Annotated in this window: 15 protein-coding genes and 1 riboswitch; of the genes, 5 read left to right on the forward strand and 10 right to left on the reverse strand. The window is 70.9% G+C overall.

The window, feature by feature from the left end:
- Window positions 1-9: 9 nt before the first annotated feature.
- The 4 genes from ACLQ3F_RS09590 to ACLQ3F_RS09605 form a co-directional block, all read right to left on the reverse strand.
- The gene (locus ACLQ3F_RS09590) at window positions 10-576 is read right to left on the reverse strand and encodes a copper resistance CopC family protein (RefSeq protein ID WP_425847970.1); all 567 of its coding nucleotides are present in this window, start codon (window positions 574-576) and stop codon (window positions 10-12) included.
- Complete coding sequence (locus ACLQ3F_RS09595) at window positions 573-1781, reverse strand: Dyp-type peroxidase (RefSeq protein WP_425847973.1); 1209 nt, start codon at window positions 1779-1781, stop codon at window positions 573-575. The genes ACLQ3F_RS09590 and ACLQ3F_RS09595 overlap by 4 nt, the downstream gene beginning before the upstream one ends.
- 23 nt (window positions 1782-1804) lie before the next feature.
- Window positions 1805-2407: a copper chaperone PCu(A)C gene (locus ACLQ3F_RS09600; protein ID WP_425847975.1), complete on the reverse strand. Its 603-nt coding sequence runs from the start codon at window positions 2405-2407 to the stop codon at window positions 1805-1807.
- A 65-nt stretch (window positions 2408-2472) separates the two neighbouring features.
- Entirely contained in the window at window positions 2473-4584 is a 2112-nt protein-coding gene (locus ACLQ3F_RS09605) for a copper resistance protein CopC (protein WP_425847976.1), read from the reverse strand.
- Window positions 4585-4705: 121 nt separating this feature from the next.
- Window positions 4706-4922, forward strand: a riboswitch (cobalamin riboswitch).
- Between the two features lie 196 nt (window positions 4923-5118).
- On the opposite strand from ACLQ3F_RS09605, the gene ACLQ3F_RS09610 reads away from it, so the two are divergent.
- From ACLQ3F_RS09610 to ACLQ3F_RS09625, 4 genes are all read left to right on the forward strand, one after another.
- On the forward strand, window positions 5119-5565 hold the full coding sequence (locus tag ACLQ3F_RS09610; RefSeq protein WP_238684380.1) for an acyl-CoA thioesterase: 447 nt from the start codon (window positions 5119-5121) through the stop codon (window positions 5563-5565).
- 27 nt (window positions 5566-5592) lie between these two features.
- Window positions 5593-5940 carry a hypothetical protein gene (locus tag ACLQ3F_RS09615; protein ID WP_425847979.1) on the forward strand — a complete coding sequence of 116 codons (348 nt, stop codon included), beginning with the start codon at window positions 5593-5595 and terminating at the stop codon, window positions 5938-5940.
- Window positions 5941-6165: 225 nt separating this feature from the next.
- Entirely contained in the window at window positions 6166-7146 is a 981-nt protein-coding gene (locus ACLQ3F_RS09620; protein ID WP_425847981.1) for a helix-turn-helix domain-containing protein, read from the forward strand.
- Window positions 7147-7347: 201 nt separating this feature from the next.
- Complete coding sequence (locus ACLQ3F_RS09625) at window positions 7348-7674, forward strand: DUF6355 family natural product biosynthesis protein (protein WP_425847983.1); 327 nt, start codon at window positions 7348-7350, stop codon at window positions 7672-7674.
- A 237-nt stretch (window positions 7675-7911) separates the two neighbouring features.
- Here the strand turns inward: ACLQ3F_RS09625 and ACLQ3F_RS09630 are convergent, their stop codons facing one another.
- Window positions 7912-8211 (reverse strand): hypothetical protein, encoded by a 300-nt coding sequence (locus ACLQ3F_RS09630; protein ID WP_425848220.1) that lies wholly within the window; start codon window positions 8209-8211, stop codon window positions 7912-7914.
- A gap of 457 nt (window positions 8212-8668) precedes the next feature.
- Here ACLQ3F_RS09630 and ACLQ3F_RS09635 point away from each other — a divergent pair, with 457 nt between their 5' ends.
- Window positions 8669-9568, forward strand: coding sequence for an ABC transporter substrate-binding protein (locus tag ACLQ3F_RS09635; protein ID WP_425847985.1), 900 nt, complete (start codon window positions 8669-8671; stop codon window positions 9566-9568).
- Between the two features lie 88 nt (window positions 9569-9656).
- On the opposite strand, the gene ACLQ3F_RS09640 is transcribed toward ACLQ3F_RS09635, so the two are convergent.
- Genes ACLQ3F_RS09640 through ACLQ3F_RS09660 form a run of 5 tightly spaced genes read right to left on the reverse strand, consistent with a single transcriptional unit; the run spans window position 9657 to window position 14790 of the window.
- Window positions 9657-10337 (reverse strand): ABC transporter ATP-binding protein, encoded by a 681-nt coding sequence (locus ACLQ3F_RS09640; protein WP_425847988.1) that lies wholly within the window; start codon window positions 10335-10337, stop codon window positions 9657-9659.
- The gene (locus ACLQ3F_RS09645; protein ID WP_425847989.1) at window positions 10334-11338 is read right to left on the reverse strand and encodes an ABC transporter ATP-binding protein; all 1005 of its coding nucleotides are present in this window, start codon (window positions 11336-11338) and stop codon (window positions 10334-10336) included. Before ACLQ3F_RS09645 ends, ACLQ3F_RS09640 begins: the two co-directional genes overlap by 4 nt.
- The gene (locus tag ACLQ3F_RS09650) at window positions 11335-12219 is read right to left on the reverse strand and encodes an ABC transporter permease (RefSeq protein ID WP_425847992.1); all 885 of its coding nucleotides are present in this window, start codon (window positions 12217-12219) and stop codon (window positions 11335-11337) included. The genes ACLQ3F_RS09645 and ACLQ3F_RS09650 overlap by 4 nt, the downstream gene beginning before the upstream one ends.
- Window positions 12212-13231 (reverse strand): ABC transporter permease, encoded by a 1020-nt coding sequence (locus ACLQ3F_RS09655; RefSeq protein WP_425847994.1) that lies wholly within the window; start codon window positions 13229-13231, stop codon window positions 12212-12214. The genes ACLQ3F_RS09650 and ACLQ3F_RS09655 overlap by 8 nt, the downstream gene beginning before the upstream one ends.
- Entirely contained in the window at window positions 13201-14790 is a 1590-nt protein-coding gene (locus ACLQ3F_RS09660) for an ABC transporter substrate-binding protein (protein WP_425848216.1), read from the reverse strand. Before ACLQ3F_RS09660 ends, ACLQ3F_RS09655 begins: the two co-directional genes overlap by 31 nt.
- Between the last annotated feature and the right edge of the window lie 167 nt (window positions 14791-14957).

Raw genomic sequence — 14957 nt, forward strand, 5'->3', positions numbered from 1 at the left:
CGGGTCGGATCAGCGTCGGGCTGCCCGTCGCCACAGCAGCCCAGCCGCCACCAGGACGAGGAGGGCCAGCGCGGCAGCCGCGGTGAGGACACCGGCACCCGGGCCGCCGCTGGACGCCGCCGCGGCGGCGGCGGGCGGGGCGGGCGCTGACGCGCTGACGGCGACAACTGGCGCGGCGCTGGACGAGGGATCGGCCACCGTGAACGGGTACGACCCCTGAACCGGGTGCCCGTCGACGGAGACGACCCGGTAGGCGACCGTGTATGTCCCGTTCGGCAGGGGGTCGGTCACCTGGATCGTGCTCTTCGCACCGGTGACCACTGGTTCGCCGGTGGGAAGCTTCCGCTTGGCGGCGTCGGTGAGCACGATCGTGGTGAACGCGGGGTCGAGTCGCTGCATGAATTCGAGCGTGACCTCGGTCGGTGCGCTCGGCAGTGTCGCGTCCCGAGCGGGCGTGGCCGTTCGGAGCGAGTTGTGCGCCCAGGCCGGGCTGGCCGGGATGAGCACCGCCACGAGGACGGCGAGCACCGCCGCGCCGAGTCGGACGGCCGCGGGACGGGCCGGTGGCACGCTCATCCGAGCACCTGCTCGCCGATCCAACCGCCGGGACGACATCCGGGCGGGATGGCGAAGACAGCGGAGCCGATCGGCGTGGTCCACTCGTTGAGCAGGTCCCGGTCGGCCAGCCGGCGCTGGATGGGCAGGAACTGCCTTTCGATGTCGGCCTGGTACGAGGCGAAGATCAAGCCGCTGTCCGCGTGGCCCTCCGCCGTCGGCGCCCCGTCGTAGTTGTAGGGCCGGCGCAGAATCCTCAACCGGTCGTCGGTGACGCGGGCGCGGGTCATGTGCGAGAAGTCGGGGATGACGGTGAGGCCGTCGGCGTCGGTGGCGGCGAAGTCGGGCTCGTCGTGTTCGGCGGTCCCGGTGAGCGGTGCGCCGGTGTCGAGCCGCCGGCCGACGGCGAGTTCGCGGTCGGTCCGGCCGAGCAGGTCCCAGGTCTCCATGTTCATGCTGATCCGCCGGAGCACCAGTGTGGTGCTGTCGCGCAGCCACGCCGGACCCTCCGCGACCCAGAGCGCGGTGTCCATGGGCGCGCCGGGACTGGGGTTGGCGGTGCCGTCGAGCTGACCGAACAGGTTGCGTTGGGTGTGGCCGCCCGGCTCGACACCAGGGCTGCGCCGGAAGCCCTGCTGGACCCACCGCACTGTCGCGAACGGGCGGCTGTCCTTGACCAGGACCCGCTGGGCGTGGGCGACGGAGATCGCGTCGTCCGCGCAGATCTGCAGCAGCAGGTCACCGCCGGACCAGGCCGGCTGGAGTCGGTCGATGCGGAACGACGGCAGTTCGGTGACCGATGCCGGCCGGCGGTCGTCGACGCCGGCCGCCCGGTAGAGGCCCGGCCCGAAGCCGAAGGTCACTGTCAACCGTGCCGGCAGCAGCCCGAGTTCGGCCTCGGTGTCGGCCAACGCGGGTCGGCCCTGGGTGAGCCGGGCAGCGTCGTCGGTGAGCAACCGCAACATCCGGCCCAGCGCGGCCCGGTCGGTCCCGGCCCGCACTGTGAGCGCCACGAACGACGCGTGCGCCTGCGGTTCGGTGGACACCCCTGCCTGCCGGGCGCCATGGAACGGCTCGACCAGGCCACCGACGCTCGCCACCGGCGTGGTGTCGGCGGCGGCCGGTGGTTGCCCGCTGCCGGTACGGGTCGTGGCGATGGCGGCACCTCCGGCCAGGGCCCCTCCGGCAGCCAGGGCACCGCCGGTGAGCAGGCCGCGCCTGCTCACCGGCCGGACGGGTGGCGTCTGCGTCACGATGACGGGCTCATGCTCATCTCCGGCGTGGCGCTCACGCCGGGCATGGGTTGACCGTGCCCGGGGGCGTAGCTCTCCTGCGCGCCGGTGAACGGCTTGGCCACGGCGCTGAACTGCTGCGTTTTGCCGTCGGCGAAGGTCAGCGTGAAGGTCAACTCATCGCCGGCCTGGACGGGCTTGGTGAGGTTCATCAGCATGAGGTGGTCGCCGCCCGGCTCCAGCGCGTGCGTGCTCTTGGCCTTGATCACGATGCCACCCTGCTTGGCCTGCATGACCATCTTGCCGTCCTTCATGGTCATCTCGTGCAGCTCCATCGGTGACAGGGGGTTCGTGGCGCCCGTCACCGTGACATCGCTGTCGCCGTCGTTGACCAGGGTCCCGAAGGCCGCCGTCATGCCCTTGTCGGCCGCCTTCACCCACGGGTCACGAATGCCGAGCACACCAGCGTCCGGGTTGGCCGGGGCCGACGCGGACGGGCTCGCCTGCGCGGCCGACGGAGAGTCGGACGACCCGCACCCGGCGGCGCTCACCGCCAGGATCGCGGCGGCGAGGATCGCGGCCGAGCGGCGGCGTGAAACGTTCGGGCTGGTGGCACGCATGTGTTCTTCCTCCGATGGTTGCTGCTGGGAGGTTGGTCGGCCGCAGCAGGGAGAAAGTTCCGGGCTCAGGGAACGTTGATCGTGAACTCCCCGGTGTGCACCTTGCCGGCGACCTGGAAGTCGAAGAAGGCCCGGTACCGGCCTGAACTCGGCGCGGTCAGCCAGAACTTCACAGTCCGGTCGACCAGCTCCGGCTCGGGGTGCACGTGCACGTAGCCGAGGTCACCCTCACGAACCACCACCAGGTGCCCGTACGCGGCAAGGTATCGCTCCAGCTGCGCGGGCGTGGCCGTGTCGGCGCTGGCGACCTGGAAGTGGATCGGCGCCGTCACCCCCGCCGTCGGGGTGCCGGTCATCGACACCGTGTACGGGCCAGCCGTCGCCTGCGTCTGTGCCGGCGGCAGCGCGGTCGGGGTGTGCGCGCCGGGCACTGTGTGGTCGACGCCCAGCACGAGCGGCAGCGGCGTGCCGTTGGCAGCGGTGACGGAGAAGTCGGCGTAGACGCGGTAGCCGCCGGGTCGGGCCAGCGTCATGGGGACGCTCCAGGTGCCGTCGGGTGCCATCGTCGGGTGCAGGTGCTGGTAACCGCTCAGGTCACGGCCCACGACGATCATGTGCAACGGCTTGTCGTGGACGACCGCGAAGCGGGTCGCCGGCTGCCGGTCGGTGCCGACGATGCGGAAGCGGTAGTCGGCGCGTACCCCGGCGGGTTGGGTTCGTTCCAGCGGTTGCAGCGTGTACCCGCCGGCGCTGACGGTCGTCCCGGTGGCAAGCGTCTCGCCCGTTACGCCGTCGCCCCGGTGCGTGTGCGGTCCGGTGCCCGCCGGGTGTTGGTGTCCGTCGGCCGCGGACCCTGCCGGGCCGGAGTCGGGCGGACCGCCCGCCGGTTGCCGGGCGGTGTTGGCGGCCGGGCCCTCGTTGCCGCTAATGCGCGCCAATCCGAACCCGCCGAGCAGGGCCAGCACCAGGGTACCGACGAACAGTGCCAGGCTGGTGTTGCTCAGCCGGGACCCGGGCGTCGCCGTGGCGAAATCCGGGTCAGGCGATGCCCCGGAGTCGACGGGCGGTCGACTGTCCGTCGTGGCGAGGGCTTTCGCGTCCTCATCGGTCGGAGGTGGATCGACAGCGACGCCGGTCCGGGCCACGACGACGGCGGTGTCCTTACGCGCGGCCGGCACGGCGTTGGGTCGCCGCTTACCGTCCGAGGTCTGCGTACCGCTGCCGGTCGCCGCGACGGTCCTGTCTGCGTCGGTCCTGCCACCGGCCGCTCTGCCGCCGCCAGTCTTGGCAACGGCGGGCTTGCTACCGGCGCCCTTGGCACCGGCGGCCTTGGCGCTGGCGGTCCTGGTGCCGGCGGTCCTGGTCGCGGGACGGGTGCCGGTGCCGCGTCGAGCGGATGTCGCCGACGCGGTACGGCCCCGGCCGGCGGGCCTGCCGGTGGGGGTCGTCCGCCGACGCCAGACGACGAATCCGGCCGCCGCCGCCACGGCGACCACCGCCAGGCCGACCCACGCGACCGCTCCGGGGCCGCTCTCGTCAGTCGATCCGTTCGGCGCAGCCGCTGCCGCGGACGGTGGAACCGCCGTCTCGGCCGCGACTGTCGGCACCGCCGACGCCTGCCCGGACGATCCGTGTTGCTCGGCGGTGGCCAACAGCGCCGGATCTGGCTGGGTCGACGGCGGGCTCCACCCCTTGGGCGCCGCCGTCACCGGCCCGTCGTAGCGGAAGGTCAAGGTGCCGCGTACGGGGTCGCCGTCCGAGGCGACCGACAGGTAGCTCACCGAGTACTGGCCCTTGGCCGGCAGGTGCGCGACCGCCACCGTCGCGGGAAACCCGGTCGTGTACTCGCGTGGCTCGAACTGGCCGTTGACCAGGAAGTACTCGCGCACCGGCTTGTCCAGCGGCTTCGGTTCCCCGTACGACCAGCCATTGTCGACCCGGATGCCACCCGGCGCGGTGATCGTAAAGAACGCGTTGGCAGCGGCCTTCTCGGTGAAGAACAGCTGCACCGACGTCAACGGCTCGCGCACGGTTGCGCCGCTCGCCGGTGTGGACATCGCGAGGGTCCCGTGAGCTGCGGCGGGCTGGGCGGACGCGAGGAGAGCGACCGCCGAGGCGAGGAGGAGCGCGAGGAGGCCCGAGACCACCCGCCCAGGAATCTGAGGGTGACGACGCATCTGAATATCCTCACTGGGCGGAGACTTTTTACAAGAGGTGACGAACTTTTTCCTCACATGGCTAAAGCCGAACACCTCCCGGGTGGTCGGCCGGGCTGAGGGGCCATCGCTCCTGGCCAGCTATGCTCCCGGTGGCGCTGGTTCGCCCGGTCACGAGGTGGCTGGGCGTCGTAAGAGGGAACCCGGTGGGAATCCGGGGCTGCCCCGCAGCGGTGAGTGGGAACGACCGCCGTCATCAGCACTGGGCCAGTGGCCTGGGAAGCGACGGCCAGTAGGGGACCGGCGTGGAGCCGGTCGGGCCCGCGAGTCCGAAGACCTGCCAGTGCTGCGTACACAACCGTGTGCGCTGCCGTCGGCCTCGCGGGTGGGCTGAGCGGGTGACGTGCCGGGGCGGTGTGCGCCGGTGTGTCCTCGTCAGTGTGTGTCCGTGTTCCGGCGGTGTGGTTTCCCGAGGGACGGACTACCGCTGTGCACGACACGACCACGATCGCCGGCCGAGCGCCGTCGGCGTCGCACCTGACCCTGTCGCAGATCATGGACCAGCACCACACCAACCTGATGGGTACGGTGCATGGCGGCCGGATCCTCAACCTCATCGACTCGGTGGCCGGGGTGGTCGCCGCCCGCCATTCCGACGGGCCGGCGGTGACCGCCGCGATCGACGAGACCGCGTTTCTGCGCGCGGTGCGGGTCGGTGACGTCGTGCACGTCGACGCCCGGATCACCTGGGCCGGTCGCAGCTCGATGGAGGTGGCGGTCAAGGTGACCGCCGACCGGTGGGACCGGGCGGTGCCGCCCACCGACGTGGCCACCGCTCACCTGGTCATGGTCGCCATCGACGACGACGGCCAGCCTCGTACTGTGCCGCCGCTGCTACCCGAGACCGATGGTGACCGGCGGCGGTACCGGGAGGCGGAGATCCGTCGCAAGCACCGGCTGGCGCTGCGGCGCGCGCTGCTCGACGGTGCCGAAGACGACTGACCCGTACGCGGTGTGCCCGTCGCGGAGGTGACCGACTTCGAGCGGGGGACGAGGTGTACGGGGCTGTGCGGGGGCGTCGGCAACCTCCAGGGCTCGCTGGCCGAGTACGCCGCCGTGGACGCCCGACTGCTGGCCCGCAAGCCGAAGGCACTCTCGATGCGGGAGGCCGCCGCGTTGCCCTTGGCGGCGGTCACCTCTTGGGAGGGGCTGGTCGACCGGGCCGGAGTCCGCGCCGGGCAGAAGGTCCTGGTGCACGGCGGTGCCGGCGGTGTCGGGTACGTGGGCGTGCAGCTTGCCCAGGCGCGCGGCGCCGAGGCGTACGCCACGGGCGGGCCGGCGAGCATGCGGGTGATCGAGAGCCTGGGCGCCGGGTAACACAGCACAGCGAGGCTCCCGGTTGGGGCATCGGATCTTGGCCGACTGCTGTCTTACCGGGAGCCTCGTCCTATGTCGACACACGCTGCCTGCCACCCATCGCGACCAGGCCCATCACGATGAAAAGCCCTCAATGCCTGACCCGCACCATAACCTCGCAACGCCGCTATATCGACGCCAAGCTATCGTTATCTGACCCCTGCAGCGACAGCGCGAAGGTGAGTCATGGACGTAGTCAGCACCACCGAGGTCCCGGTTGAAGACGGGTTCGCCTTCTGGCGCGAGGTAAACTCGAAGCTCTGGGTGCCCTACGATTTACGCTGTGAATCGCAGTGGGAGCCCGGATTTCGGGCTCAGGTCGGAATCAGCGAGTTCGGTCCCGTGCAGGCGACATTAATGACCACGATGCCGCACTCGGTCCACCGCACTCCCAAGCTCATTCGGCAGGCCGATCCCGAGGTGTTCAAGCTGGGTTGCCTTGTGCGCGGTGGCGGCATGATCACGCAAGACGGCCAGCGCACAGATTTCGGCGTGGGGGACCTGATACTGTATGACACCTCCCGGCCCTACCTGGCCGAATTCACCCCGGATGAGCCAGTTAGTCAGCTGCTGCTCCTGCGCTTCCCGCGCTTTTTACTGCCGTTGCCCCCTTGGGAGTTGCGGCGCCTGAGCGCAGTTCGCATCCCTGGCACCCAAGGCATCGGCGCGTTATCTTCACAATTCCTGCTGCACCTTGCCCGGCACATGGACGAACTCAGTCCGTTGGACGCCGCCCGGCTGTCCACCCTCACCATTGACGTGTTGACAGCGGCACTGGCCAACGCGCTGGACGTCCAAAGCGCGGTGCCCTCCCACACCCGACGGCGAGCGTTGATGGCTCAGATCCACGCCTTCATCCGAGAGAATCTGGGCGATCCGCGCCTGACACCGGACGCGATTGCCGCAGCGCAACACATCTCGTTGCGATACCTGCACAAGCTGTTTCACGAGGAAGGGCACACGGTTGCCGGCTGGGTCCGCGAGCGTCGCCTGGAGCAGTGCCGACGCGACCTCGCCAACCCCCAACTAGGCGCGCGCCCGATCCACGCGATCGCCGCCCAGTGGGGGTTCACCAGCCCGGCGCACTTCAGCCAGGCGTTCCGCAGCGCCTACGGTCTTTCGCCACGCCAGTTCCGCGAGCAGTGCGCGAGAGTACGCGCAGACTAAAGACTTGTGCGCTTACCAGTAACGACAGACCCGGCTGCGGCCTGCATTCTTATCTTAGGAAATCCGCTCAGTCAGGGTTGAATCTGATTCCGGCTTACGGAAGAAGATTCAGGCAGCCAGCAGCATCATCTAGGCCGCAGCGGCGGCTGACAGGAGACGATTGTGAAAATGTGGTACAGAACGGCGTTCCGGATCTCGGCAGTGACCGCGATCCTCGGCGCACTCACCCTGTCCGGGACCGTGGCACAGGCAAGTCCGGGCGCCAGCTCCCGCCTGTCCCAACCCGAAACCACAGCGGTTTCGGAGCAGGTCAAGCCCGGCAGCGAGGACGTCGCCGCACAGGTTTGCGGCTACTACGAAGACGCGGTGACGGCCTGGTACAACCACTGCGGGAACACCCATGTGATCATCTACGTCGACGCGACGTGGCCCCGCAACGACTGGACCTGGTGCATCGGCCCGGGAACGTGGGACATCGGCGGCGCCAACGCCGTATCCAACGCCTGGTACTCGGGTCAAACTTGTTGAACCGCCAGCCAAGCGCCGCGCGATTCTCCACCTGCGTTCGGTGGTTGCGGATCAGGTCAGCGAGGCAAATGAGGGTGCGGTCGGACAGGGGAATCGCGGCAGGGTAGGACAACAGCGAGGCTTCCGGTTGGAGCATCGGATCTTGGGTCGACTGCTGTCTTGCCGGGAGCCTCGCCCTACGTCGATCCCTGCCCCCCACCCTACCGCCGTGACCAGCCCCGTCACGATGAAAAGGGCTCATTCAACATCGCGCTCGCCCTCAGCAACATCTGCGCTGTCAGGTCGCTCCTCGGCCAACACAGCATCGCGACGCGCTATTGAACGTTTACTCCTGTGGCGGGGAGTGAGCCAGGCCAGGGGTTGTCCGCCGAGGGCGGCGTCGGCAAGGCGGTGGGCGCTGGCGGTACTCGACGGCTTGGATGAGGCATTCCAGCTTGTCTGCGTCGCGAACCACCAGCCGGTGCGGGCGGCGCGTTTGAGGACGCCGGCTTCGAAGATGAAGTTCATCGCTCCGGCGGCGTCGTGGTCGTCGGTCATCTGCCCGTCCCTGTGCCGGTGAGTCCGTCCGCCCGCAGGCTGTCAGTCGTGGTGGTCGCGGCTCACGCCGTACCCGTGCTGGCCTTGGACTGGACGACCAACGGGCAGGCGCGGTCGATGACGGCGGCGCTGCCCGGAGGCCGCGCTTGACCACGCACGGCCCGGTGCTGCCGATCTGGAGTTGCGGCGGCTGCGATGCGCCCTGGCCCTGCCGCAGGCGGCAGCGCGAACTGCGTGCCGAGTTCGACGACCCTCCGATATCCCTGGCTCTCTACCTAGGTGCGCAGCTGGTGCGGGCCTCCGAGGACCTGACCTGGGTGCCGGCGGGTGCGCTGCACAGACGCTTCCTCGGCTGGCTTCGGTGAGCATCCCGCGGCCCGGTGACGAGAAGTTCCACTACAGCGACGGCTCGCACGGAAGTGGACGTGGCTCGGTCGCGCCTGGTAGGCAGGCGGTTGTGCGCATCGTTTCCCTGCTGCCGGCGGCCACGGACATCGTGGCCATGCTCGGCCTGACCGGGCACCTGGTCGGCCGTACCCACGAGTGTGACTGGCCGCCGGGGGCCCTGGCCGACGTCCCGGCGGTGACCGCGACGTCCCTGCCGGAGACCTTGACGAGCCGGGAGATCTCGGCGGCGATCGCCGGTGACGCGCACCGAGGCTCGTCGTTGTACCAGCTCGACGTCGCCATGCTGGAGGGCCTGAAGCCGGATCTGATCCTGACCCAGGATCTGTGCGACGTGTGTGCGGTCTCCTACGAGCGGGTCAACGACGCGGTTGGTCTGATCGATCTCGACACCAGGGTGATGTCCCTGGAGGCGCGGACCATCGACGGGATCCTGAACACTGTCGATGCCGTGGCCGCGCTGACCGGCACCGAAGGCAGGGCGGCGGAGATCCGAGCCGACGCCGAGCGTCGCCTCGCCGCGTTGCCGGGGCCGGTGCCCGGCGCGCCGACGGTGCTGTTCGTCGAGTGGCTCGACCCGTTGATGCCGGGCGGGCACTGGGTTCCGGAGCAGATCACCTACGCGGGTGGGCGGTCGCTGCTGCTCGGGCCGGGTGCGCACAGCACCCCGCACCCGTGGTCGGTGGTCGCCGACCTGGCCCCCGACGTGGTGATGTTCGGGCCGTGCGGGTTCACGCCGGAGCGAACCATCGACGAGCTGTCCGTGGCGACCGCGCAACCCGGCTGGGCGGACCTGCCCGCGGTGCGTGGCGGGCAGGTGTGGGTGGTCGACGGGCCTGCCTACTTCAACCGCCCCGGCCCGCGGGTCGTCGACGGCGCGGAGATCCTCGCCGGCATCCTCGCCGGCCGCCCCGACTCCCGCGCTCGGCGGGTGCCCCTCGACGTCGGCTGACGCTGTCGCGCCCGAGTGGCGGAGGCCGGCGGACCTCCGATGCCGGTCGCCCGTTTGCCCCCGGCAACGCAACGTCCCGAAGTGAGGGTCAGGTGTGCGCCCTCGCTGCACCGGCGAGGTCGACGATCCGGTCACTCCAGTGGTCCAGCAGGGTCTGGTCGTGGCTGATGACCAGCACACCGGCCTGTTGGGTCCGCTGGTAGTCGCGGATGACGGCGGCGACGTGTGCCTGAGTGGAGGCGTCCAGCATCGCGGTGGCCTCGTCGCAGAGCAGGTAGTCCGGGCGGTGCGCCAGGGCCCGGGCGAGGCAGGCGCGTTGCAGTTGCCCGTCGGAGACGGCGTGTGGCCGTCGGCTGCGCAGGTCGGCGGTGAGGCCGACGAGGTCGGCGAGTTCGGCGACCCGTTCGCGGACCGCCGGCTCGGGCGTCCGGGTGGCGCGTAGCGGTTCGGCGATCAGGTCGGCGAGGCTCAGTCGTGGGTCGGCGGCGGCACGCGGGCTCTGGAAGAGGGCGGCGACGCGGGTCCGCAGGGCGACCGGTACGGCGTACCGGATGCCGCCGACCGGTGTGCCGTCGATGCTGACCCGACCCTGATCGGGGCGGTGCAGCAGGGCCAGGACCCGAACCAGCGTCGACTTTCCGCAGCCGGAGGGCCCGCGCAGTCCGACCGTCTCTCCGCGGCCGATCCGCACTGTGACGCCGTCGAGGACGACCTGGCGGCCGTACCCGACGGTCACCTCGTCGGCGAGCAGGTGCTGCGGGCTGGTCACGTGGTGGCTCCCGTGGGGATCGGGTGGTGGCAGGCCACAGTGCCGCCACCGGCGACCGGTGTCGGCTCTGGTCGGTCCGCGCAGGTGTCGGTGCGGCGCGGGCAGCGGGGCGCGAACGCGCAGCCGGGTGGCAGCGCGGTGAGCATCGGCGGGTCGCCCGGCACCGGCCGGAAGGCCCGGTCCGGAAGGGCGTCGAGCAACGCCGAGGCGTACGGGTGGGCCGGCGTGGTGAAGAGCTGGTCGGTGTCGCGGTGTTCCACTATGCGGCTGGCGTACATCACGGCGACGGTGTCGGCGACCCGTTGCGCGGCAGCCAGGTCGTGCGTGATGAGCACGACCGCGGAGCCGTTGTCGCAGCGACGTCTCAGCAGGTCGAGGGTGTGGTCGACCAGGGGTCGGTCCAGCCCGGTGGTGGGCTCGTCGGCGATGAGCAGCGACGGGTCGGGTGCCAGCGCGAGCGCGGTGACCAGACGCTGTGCCATGCCACCGGAGAGTTCGTGGGGGTAGCGGTCCAGGTCCGCCGGGTCGAGCCCGACATCGACAGCGAGCTGGTCGGCGTCGGCGCGGTCGCGGCCGTGCGCCCGCAGCGTCTCGCTGAGCAGTCGGCGTCCGGTGCGTACCGGGTTCAGGGCGGTGGCCGGGCTCTGCGGCACCAGCCCGACGCGGCGCCCGCGCACCCTGCGCGCCAGGTGGCGCTGACCGCAGGTGATCAGGTCGACCGGTTCGCTGTCGGGCTCGTGCAGGACGGCGTGGCCGGTGGTCGTGGCGCTGCCGGGTAGCAGGCCGAGCAGGGCGTTGGCCAGGACGGACTTGCCGCAGCCGGACTCGCCGACGATGGCGAGCAGTTCGCCGGCCCGTAGGGTGAGGCTGAGGTCGGTGACGGCATGCACCGTCGTGTCGCGGAGCCGGAACTCGACGCCGAGGCCGTCCACTGTGAGCAGCGGCTGACCCGCGGTGGTGCGGGGAAAGGCCGGGGCCGAAACTGATTCGATGGTGGTCACAGGTGCAGCTCCGCTCGGACCCGGGGATCGAGGCGGTCGCGCCAGCGGGCGGCGAGGACCGCGATGGCGAGAGTGACGACGACGATGACAGCGCCCGGTGCCAGGCTCGCCCACCAGGCACCGGTCAGCAGCGACCCCTGGCCGTCATTGATCATGTTGCCCAGTGAGGCGAGGTGCGGAGGCAGGCCGAGGCCGAGGAACGACAGGGCGGTCTCGTGCCACACCGCGTGCGGGATCATCAGGGTGGTGGCCAGCGCCAGCCGAGGCAGGACGTGCGGCAGCAGGTGCCGGGTGAGGACCCGGAGTCGGCCCGCCCCACCGCTGATGGCGGCGTCGATGAACGGTCGGGTCCGCAGGCTCAACAACTCAGATCGGACGATGCGGGCGGTGGAGAGCCAGTGGGTGAGCCCGACGGAGGCGATCACGGCACCGAGGCTGGGACGCAGCATGGCGACGATGAAGATGCCCAGCAGCAGGTGGGGCATCGCGGCGATGGTGTCCACGACCCGCATCAGGATCCGGTCCACCCGGCCGCCGAGCGTGCCGGCGATCCCGCCGACCACGCCCCCGAGAACCGTGGCCACGAGGGCGGCGACCGCGCCGACGAGCAACGAGACCCGCAGTCCGTAGACGGCCCGGTGTGCCACGTCGCGGCCCAGGTCGTCGGTGCCGGCGAGGTGGGTCCAGGACGGTGCCGACCGGGTCTGGTCCAACGCGATCGCGCTCTGGTCGAGTGGCCAGACGAGCGGTGCGAGCAGCGAGCCAGCGACTGCCACCAGCAGGACCAGACCGGCGATGACGACACCGGTCTGGCCGGGTCGCAGCCGCAGCCGGGCCCGGGCCAGGTGGAGCAGCGGCGGTCGGGTGACAAGGTCAGCCATCGAGTCGCACCCTCGGGTCGGCGGCGGCGTAGGCGAGGTCGGTCGTGAGATTCGCGGCCAGCACCACGGCGGTGGTGACCAGCGTGATCGCCGCCAACAGCGGGAAGTCGCTGCCCAGCGCGGCGGCCACCGTGACGGCACCGAGGCCCGGCAGCGAGAACACCGTCTCGACGAGCACCGCCCCGCCGACCAGCTCAGGCAGGTGGGTGCCGACCAGGGTGAGGAACGGCAGCAGCGCGGTCCGTAACGCGTGCCCGAACAGGACCGTCCGCCCGGGCAACCCGCGGGCCCGCGCCGCGAGCACGTGGTCGTCGCGCATGCTCTCCGCCACCGCGTCCCGGACGAACAGCACGAACCACGGCGCCTGGGAAACGGCCAGCACTCCGACCGGCAGGATCAGGTGGTGCGCCACGTCGGCGGACGAGGTGCTGGTCGCTGTGACATCGGTGAGCCCGCCCGCCGGAAACCAGCCCAGGGCCAGCGCGAACACGGCGATCGCGGCGAGGCCCAGCCAGAACACCGGCATCGACTCGACCGCGTAGGCCGCCGCCCGCAGACCCCGGTCGAACAACCCACCCCGGCGGTACGCGGCCAGCGCACCCAGCAGCAGACTGCCGACCAGGACCAGGGCGAGGGTCACCCCGATCAGCAGCAGCGTCCAGCCGGCCCGGGCGGAGAGCACCGAGGCGACCGGCTCGTGACGACTCGTCGACCAGCCCAGATCGCCCTGGACCAGGTTGCCGATCCAGCGCAGGTACTGCACCGGCAGCGGGTCGTCGACACCCCAGTTGGCGCGGATCTGCGCCAGGTTCTCCTCGCTGGCGGTGAAGGCCGCCGCGCCCGCGTACTGCTTGGCGGGGTCCACCGGCGAGGCGGCACCCAGGGCGAACATCCCGATGCTCGTCGCGGCGAGCACGGGAACGGCTACCAGGAGGCGGCGTCGGACCACCGCCCCGGCCCCGGCCAGTCGCCCGGAGCGGGTCACGAGCGCGTCCAGGTGTTGATGTTCCACCAGATGCTGTTCGCCACCCCGTGCTCGTGCGCCTCGACCCGGGGTGCCGCGCCCTGGACGGAGGACTTCAGCACGTAGGTGTGCCGCAGGTAGGTGAGGAACAGCCACGGCACGTCGGCGGCCAACTGCTTCTGGAACTGCGCGTACGCGGCCTTGCGAAGAGCCGGGTCGATCTGGTCGCGGCCCTCCTGCAGAGCGCGGTCCGTCACCTCGGAGCGGTACGAGCCAGGGTTGAAGTAGCCCTGCCCGGCGAACTGGGAGCTGAACAGCTTGTACGAGACGAAGTCCGGGTCGTACGGCGTGCCGTAGCCCATCAGCAGGGCGTCGGACTTCATTCGCGGGTCGATGGCGTCCCAGGTGAGCCCGGCCGGGGTGACCTCGATGCCGATCTTCTTCGCGTCGGCGGTGACGGCCAGGGCCAGGTCCTTGCGCAGGGTGTCGGTCGCCGGGTACATCAGCGTGAACCGGGCCGGCCGGCCGTCCTTGGCCCGCACCCCACCCGCACCGGGCTTCCAGCCGGCCGCGTCGAGCAGCGCGCTCGCCGCCGTCGCGTCGGCGGTCGGCGTGCCGACTGTCGAAGGGTCGGCGAACTCGGAGGTCGGGGGGACCGGCCCGAACGCCGGCTCGCCGGCGCCACCGAGGATTCCGGACACCATCGCGGCCCGGTCGACGGCGAGGTTGAGCGCCCGGCGGACCGCCGGGTCGGCGAGGACCGGGTTGCCCATCGGCAGCATCACGCCCCGGTAGTCGGCGGTCGGCACCCGCTGCACCCGGTACGCGGTGTCGGAGTCGAATCCGGAGGCGAGCTTCGGCGGCAGTTCGGCGGCGTCGAACTCGCCGGCCCGCATCCGCTGGGCGCGGACGTTGTCGTCGGCGACGAACGCCACCACGACCCGGTTGTTCGCCGGCCGGCCACCGAAGTAGCGCTCGTTCGCGGTGAGCACCAGCCGGTCACCCGGCGTCCAGGACTCGACCCTGTACGGCCCGGTCCCGATCGGCTTCCGGTTGAACCCGGTGGTGTTGATGTCCTGCCCGCTGAGCAGCTTCGACGGCACGATGCCGAGGGTGAGTCGCTGGAGGAACGGCGCGTACGGGTAGCGCAGCCGGAACACGACGGTGGCCGCGTCGGGCGCTGTCACCGACTCCACCATGTCCAGGTCGGAGCGGAGCGTGGAGTCCACTTTCGGGTCCAGCACCGCCTGGTAGGTGAAGGCGACATCCGCCGCGCTCAGCGTGGTGCCGTCGTGGAACTGCACCCCGTCGCGGAGCTTCGCGGTCACTGTGCGTCCATCTGGGGACAGCTCCGGCAACGCCGTGGCCAGACCGGCGACGAGGCGGTTGTCGTCGTCCCGGCTGACGAGGCCGTCGAAGATCAGCGAGGCGCCGTCGACGCCGTAGTTGAGCACCGGGTTCAGCGCGTCCGGCTCGTCGGAGGTGGCGACGACAAGCGTCGCGCCGCCGGATGTGCCGTTGGGGATGGCCGGGGTCGAGCAGCCGGCGAGGACGAGCATCCCCGCCGCCGCGGTCGCCGCCACGAGGCGTCGGAGGGTCGGACGCATCCGGGTCACAGAGGGCTCCTGTGGTGTGGGGAGGAATCGGTGGTCGGGTGGGCGGAGCGCCGGAACCGTTGATCATCACGGTGGCACAGTTGCAACCTTTTGGCAATTACCAAAGGCATGCATTATGTCGTTTCCGCGCCTCACCCGACCAACCATCAGCAGGGCGG

It is taken from the genome of Micromonospora sp. DT15 (assembly GCF_049841475.1).
Taxonomy (GTDB): domain Bacteria; phylum Actinomycetota; class Actinomycetes; order Mycobacteriales; family Micromonosporaceae; genus Micromonospora.